This is a genomic window from Paraburkholderia sp., assembly GCF_036488795.1.
In the GTDB taxonomy this organism is placed as follows: Bacteria; Pseudomonadota; Gammaproteobacteria; order Burkholderiales; family Burkholderiaceae; genus Paraburkholderia.
The window spans coordinates 1-5,383 of record NZ_DASXHA010000073.1 but is presented as its reverse complement, the minus strand read 5'-3'; the positions used below and the strand labels follow the sequence as shown (position 1 = coordinate 5,383).

Genomic DNA, 5,383 nt, shown 5'->3' with positions numbered 1-5,383 from the left:
TGCCGAACGCAGGCGTGGGCCTCGCGCGCCTCGAGTTCATCATCAACAACAATATCGGCGTGCATCCGAAGGCGATTCTCGAGTACCCGAACGTCGATCAGGATCTGAAGAAGGCGGTCGAAAGCGTCGCACGCGGCCATGCATCGCCGCGCGCGTTCTACGTCGACAAGCTGACGGAAGGGATCGCCACGATTGCCGCTGCGTTCTATCCGAAGCCCGTGATCGTGCGTCTGTCGGACTTCAAGTCGAACGAGTACAAGAAGCTGATCGGCGGTTCGCGTTACGAGCCGGATGAAGAAAACCCCATGCTGGGTTTCCGCGGCGCCTCGCGTTACATCGCGGAAGACTTCGCCGAAGCCTTCCAGATGGAATGTATCGCGCTGAAGAAGGTGCGCGAAGAGATGGGCCTCGACAACGTCGAGATCATGGTGCCGTTCGTGCGTACCCTCAAGCAGGCCGAGAAGGTGGTCGGGCTGCTCGGCAAGTTTGGCCTGAAGCGCGGTGAAAAGGGTCTGCGGCTGATCATGATGTGCGAAGTGCCGTCGAACGCAATCCTCGCCGAAGAGTTCCTGCAGTTCTTCGACGGCTTTTCGATCGGCTCGAACGACCTGACGCAGCTCACGCTGGGTCTCGACCGCGATTCCGGCATGGAACTGCTGGCGGTAGATTTCGACGAACGCGATCCGGCTGTCAAGTTCATGCTCAAGCGCGCGATCGAAACCTGCCTGCGGTTGAACAAGTACGTGGGCATTTGCGGTCAGGGCCCGTCGGATCATCCGGACTTCGCGCAATGGCTGACCGACGAGGGCATCGCGTCGATCTCGCTGAACCCGGACACGATCGTCGAGACGTGGCAGGCGCTGGCGAAGTCAGCGGCAAAATAAGCAACGAAATAAGCAACCCGCATAAGTGCGGCGCGGTTTAGTTAAAATTCCGTCAAGATGCCGGAAGGCGGATCGCGCCGCGCAATAAAACGCGCGGGCTTCGTGCTATAAACACCCCGGTATATCCGGGGTGTTTTGCATTGTGGCTTTGGGAGATCGACGTGGCGCCAGCGGGACTGTTCTGGTGGGTCGGGGCCGGTGTGCTCATCGTGCTGGAGTTGATGAGCGGTACTTTCTATCTGTTGATGATCGCGCTGGGTTTCATCGCCGCGGCTCTCGCGCGCCTCGCGGGCGCGAACGTCGACGTGCAATTCGTCCTGGCGGCCCTGGTGGCGCTCGCCGCCGTGCTCCTGTTGCGGCGCTCGCGCTTTGGCCGCAAGACGCGCAAGGCGGCGGCAATCAATCCCGACGTGAATCTGGATATCGGCCAGACCCTCGCGGTACCGGCCTGGCGTGATCGCAAGGCGCGCGCGAACTACCGGGGCGCCGCGTGGGACGTGGAACTGGCGCCGGGCGAACCTGAAGATGCGCGTGTCTATGAGATCAGCGCGCTGGATGGCAGCCGGCTGATCGTCGTGGCCAGCAAGCGCGCCGGCGACAACTGATCGGGCTACAGCAAACACAGCGCAGCGGCGCTCCGGCGCACCGGCGCAACATAACAACTCAGACCAGAAACTGGAGCAAGTATGGATTCGACCATCGTCGGAGTGGCGCTTCTCGTCATCGTGATCGTGATCGCGGCAAAGACTATCAAGATCGTGCCGCAGCAGCATGCTTGGGTGCTGGAGCGGCTCGGCCGCTATCACGCGACGCTCACGCCGGGCTTGAGCTTTGTCGTGCCGTTCGTGGACCGCATCGCGTACAAGCACGTCCTCAAGGAAATCCCGCTGGATGTGCCGAGCCAGGTCTGTATCACGCGCGACAACACGCAGTTGCAGGTCGACGGCGTGCTGTACTTCCAGGTCACCGATCCAATGAAGGCCTCGTACGGTTCAAGCAACTTCGTCTTCGCGATTACGCAGTTGTCGCAAACCACGCTGCGCTCGGTAATCGGCAAGCTCGAACTCGACAAGACCTTCGAGGAGCGCGATTTCATCAATCACAGCATCGTGTCGTCGCTCGATCAGGCCGCGTCGAACTGGGGTGTCAAGGTGCTGCGCTACGAGATCAAGGATCTGACGCCGCCGAAGGAAATCCTGCACGCCATGCAGGCGCAAATCACGGCGGAGCGCGAAAAGCGTGCCTTGATTGCGGCTTCGGAAGGGCGCAAGCAGGAGCAGATCAATATCGCTTCGGGCGGCCGCGAGGCGGCCATCCAGAGGTCCGAGGGCGAGCGGCAGGCGGCGATCAATCAGGCGCAGGGCCAGGCGGCGGCGATTCTGGCGGTAGCTGAGGCCAATTCCCAGGCTATCCAGAAGATTGCGGCGGCCATCCAGTCCAACGGTGGCATGGAAGCGGTAAATCTGAAGGTGGCCGAGCAGTATGTGAATGCGTTCGGCAATCTCGCCAAACAGGGCACTACGCTGATCGTGCCGGGCAATCTGGCGGATATGAGCTCGATGATCGCGTCGGCGCTCACCATCGTCACAAAGGGCAAGGGCGGCGTCGAGGTGCGGTAAATGGGCGCAGGCCCGGTGCGCAAACTGGTGCGGCTTCAAGGAGCCTGCCAGCAATAGCGTGCGCGACGGAACCCAACGCGTTTCAAACAAAATGGCCCGCGATTCAAGCGGGCCAGTTTTTGTGGTTCAACCAGCGCTGGAGCGGGTTGAAGGCCGCACCTGGTCAGGTCGGCGTGCGCATCAGGCGTGCCTTTTCACGTTCCCAGTCGCGCTTCTTCTCCGTTTCGCGCTTGTCGTGCAGCTTCTTGCCCTTCGCGAGGCCGATTTCGCATTTGACGCGGCCGCCCTTGTAGTGGAAGTTCAGCGGCACGAGCGTATAGCCGCGCTGTTCGACCTTGCCGATCAGTTTGCTGATTTCCTCGCTATGCAGGAGCAGCTTGCGCGTGCGTACCGGGTCCGGGTTGATGTGCGTGGAGGCCTCGGGCAGCGGACTGATGTGCGTGCCGATCAAAAACAGTTCGCCATTCTTGATCACCACGTAGCCTTCCTTGATCTGGCCACGGCCGGCGCGCAGGGCTTTGACCTCCCATCCTTCGAGCACGAGCCCTGCTTCGTAGCGTTCTTCGACCGAGTAGTCGTAGAAGGCTTTTCTGTTGTCTATGATGCTCATGAATGGAAAGTGCCCAACTCGTTTAAAATTGCGATTTTAGCAAAGCGGGGCATGGAAAGCCCGCGGCGCTTGTCCACCCTTGCCACGTGCTGTCCAATTTATGGCAGATGTCCAGAAAACCGTGTTGATACGCCATTCGGCGGAACAGATGTTCGACCTCGTCACCGACGTCGCCGATTACCCCAACTTCCTTCCCTGGTGCGGAGGCGTTGAAATCCGCCGCCAGGACGAAGCGGGCATGGAGGCGAAAATCGACATCAACTTCAAGGGCATCAAGCAGCATTTCGCCACCCGCAACAGTATGCAGCGCCCCACGCGCATCGACATGGAATTTGCGGACGGTCCGTTTCGCAAGTTCACCGGTTACTGGCGCTTCACGGCGCTGCGCGAAGATGCGTGCAAGATCGAATTCGCGCTGCACTACGAATTCACCAACATCATTCTCGAGAAGATCATCGGGCCGGTGTTCAGTCACATTGCCAACACCTTCGTCGAATCGTTCGTGAAGCGCGCCGACCAGCGCTACGGTAAGTCATGAGCACGCGGCTGTCGATCGAAGTTTGCTATGCGTTGCCCGGCGAGCAGGCATTGATCGCCGTCGAGTTGCCCGAGGGCGCGACCGTGCAGCAGGCACTGGACGCGAGCGGCATTCTTCAGCGTTATCCGCAGATCGATCTGGCCAGGCAGAAAGTCGGTGTGTTCGGCAAGCTCAAGCCGCTCGATACCGTGCTGGCGGACCACGATCGGGTGGAAATCTACCGGCCCTTGAGCGTCGACCCGAAGGCCGCGCGTCAGCGGCGCGTTGAAAAGACCCGCAAGGCGGGGTCGGTCGAAGGGCGCAAGTGGACCAATCGGGACTCGCGCTAGGCGTCCCGCCGCAAGCCGCCGCCAGCCTGTTCCCTCAATGCGCGGAGGCCTGCGCCTTGTCTTCGATAGACGGGGCGCCCGCATCGTCATCCGCGTGCTGCCGCACCGACCAGCTGACGCCCGCGACCAGCAAGGCGATTGCCGCCATTTCCAGCGGACGCGGCAGCCGGTGATCGTAAATGAACCCGTAAAGCAGCGCAAACAACGTCTCGAACACGATCATCTGACCGGATAGCGTGAGCGGCAGCCGTTTTGACGCAGCGTTCCACAGACCGTTGCCGAGCCACGACGCGCCGATCGCGAGACCCAGATTCAGCAGCCAGAAGCTATGCCAGTGGGCCTCGGCGAGCGGACTCTGCACAGCGACGGACGGCAATCCGGCGATGACGAGCCACAACGCCGCGCCGAGCGCTCCGGTCACCACGCCCCACAACACCGACCATTCGTTGCCGCTGAAATGCGTCTGGCGCTGCAGGTAGCGGGCGTTTTCGACCGCGAACCAGCTCCAGCAGGCGAGCGCGCCGGCCGCGCAGGCCACGCCGAGGAGCTTCGTCAGCACGCTGGCACCCGCGGCGCTGCTCGCGGTCGTGAACACATCGACGTTGATACACGCGATGCCGGCCACCACCATGGCGAGCGGCCACGCGAGCCGCGCCAGCGGCACGGCGCCGTGGTCGCGCCGGCCGAGCAGCGTGACCGTGACCGGCAGCACGCCGACGATCAGCGACGACGGCGCAATCCCGATCAGATGCACGGCGCTCGTCAGAAGAATGTAGTAGAGCAGGTTGCCGGCCAGTGCCAGCTTGACCAGCGCGACGAGGTCCGCGCGGGTGAGGCGGGTCAGCAGCGGGCGCGCCATGGGCAGCGCGGCGGCGAGCGAGACGATGCCGTACATGACGTAGCGGCCCGCGCTCAGCAGCAGCGGTGAGAAATCGGGCAACATCCGCGGCACCAGAAAAACCATGCCCCACAACGCCCCGGCCATGACGCCGTATGCCACACCACGCTGCATCTACTACTCCGGAATAAGGCTGAACAGGGGCGAAGAATAGCCTGTTGCCGGGCCGCCCGTCTTGTTCGATCCTGCACTTCAGCGCCGCTTGCGGGCCGTGGTTTCGGAGTCCGTTTTCCGAATGGGGCAAACGAAACCGGATCGAACCCGACCCGAACGGAGAAGCGAAATTCGCCCCTTGCGCCGCGCCGGAAAGACCCTGGAAAATGCCGGGAAATTCGCTAAGCTGCTGTTCGTGCAGTGAAAACCAGGGAGGTATCGCGTATAATTCGCTTTTGCGCCTATAGGATTTGCCATGCGTCTGATCCAAACAGCACTCACGTTCGATGACGTGCTCCTCGTCCCGGCCTTCTCCGATGTTCTGCCGCGCGACACCAGCCTCAAGACCCGG

7 protein-coding genes are annotated in these 5,383 nt (G+C 61.8%); 5 read left to right on the top strand and 2 right to left on the bottom strand.

Annotated elements, in window-relative coordinates; genetic code table 11:
- From VGH41_RS09940 to VGH41_RS09930, 3 genes are all read left to right on the top strand, one after another.
- Positions 1-884, top strand: an 884-nt coding sequence (locus tag VGH41_RS09940) for a putative PEP-binding protein (RefSeq protein ID WP_331597231.1), incomplete at its 5' end; no start/stop codon positions are given.
- A 161-nt stretch (positions 885-1,045) separates the two neighbouring features.
- Entirely contained in the window at positions 1,046-1,489 is a 444-nt protein-coding gene (locus VGH41_RS09935) for an NfeD family protein (RefSeq protein ID WP_331597230.1), read from the top strand.
- A gap of 81 nt (positions 1,490-1,570) precedes the next feature.
- Positions 1,571-2,503: an SPFH domain-containing protein gene (locus VGH41_RS09930; RefSeq protein WP_331597229.1), complete on the top strand. Its 933-nt coding sequence runs from the start codon at positions 1,571-1,573 to the stop codon at positions 2,501-2,503.
- A gap of 163 nt (positions 2,504-2,666) precedes the next feature.
- Here the strand turns inward: VGH41_RS09930 and smpB are convergent, their stop codons facing one another.
- The gene (smpB, locus tag VGH41_RS09925) at positions 2,667-3,113 is read right to left on the bottom strand and encodes an SsrA-binding protein SmpB (protein ID WP_331597228.1); all 447 of its coding nucleotides are present in this window, start codon (positions 3,111-3,113) and stop codon (positions 2,667-2,669) included.
- Between the two features lie 100 nt (positions 3,114-3,213).
- On the opposite strand from smpB, the gene VGH41_RS09920 reads away from it, so the two are divergent.
- Entirely contained in the window at positions 3,214-3,651 is a 438-nt protein-coding gene (locus VGH41_RS09920) for a type II toxin-antitoxin system RatA family toxin (protein ID WP_331597227.1), read from the top strand.
- The gene (locus VGH41_RS09915; RefSeq protein ID WP_331597226.1) at positions 3,648-3,980 is read left to right on the top strand and encodes an RnfH family protein; all 333 of its coding nucleotides are present in this window, start codon (positions 3,648-3,650) and stop codon (positions 3,978-3,980) included. Before VGH41_RS09920 ends, VGH41_RS09915 begins: the two co-directional genes overlap by 4 nt.
- A gap of 34 nt (positions 3,981-4,014) precedes the next feature.
- Here VGH41_RS09915 and VGH41_RS09910 read toward each other — a convergent pair whose 3' ends face one another.
- Positions 4,015-4,992 carry a DMT family transporter gene (locus tag VGH41_RS09910; protein ID WP_331597225.1) on the bottom strand — a complete coding sequence of 326 codons (978 nt, stop codon included), beginning with the start codon at positions 4,990-4,992 and terminating at the stop codon, positions 4,015-4,017.
- Between the last annotated feature and the right edge of the window lie 391 nt (positions 4,993-5,383).

Excerpts from the sequence above, each read along its gene's own strand:
- VGH41_RS09930 (WP_331597229.1), top strand. The coding sequence starts at position 1,571 with ATGGATTCGACCATCGTCGGAGTGGCGCTTCTCGTCATCGTGATCGTG.
- smpB (WP_331597228.1), bottom strand. The coding sequence starts at position 3,113 with ATGAGCATCATAGACAACAGAAAAGCCTTCTACGACTACTCGGTCGAA.
- VGH41_RS09920 (WP_331597227.1), top strand. The coding sequence starts at position 3,214 with ATGGCAGATGTCCAGAAAACCGTGTTGATACGCCATTCGGCGGAACAG.
- VGH41_RS09915 (WP_331597226.1), top strand. The coding sequence starts at position 3,648 with ATGAGCACGCGGCTGTCGATCGAAGTTTGCTATGCGTTGCCCGGCGAG.
- VGH41_RS09910 (WP_331597225.1), bottom strand. The coding sequence starts at position 4,992 with ATGCAGCGTGGTGTGGCATACGGCGTCATGGCCGGGGCGTTGTGGGGC.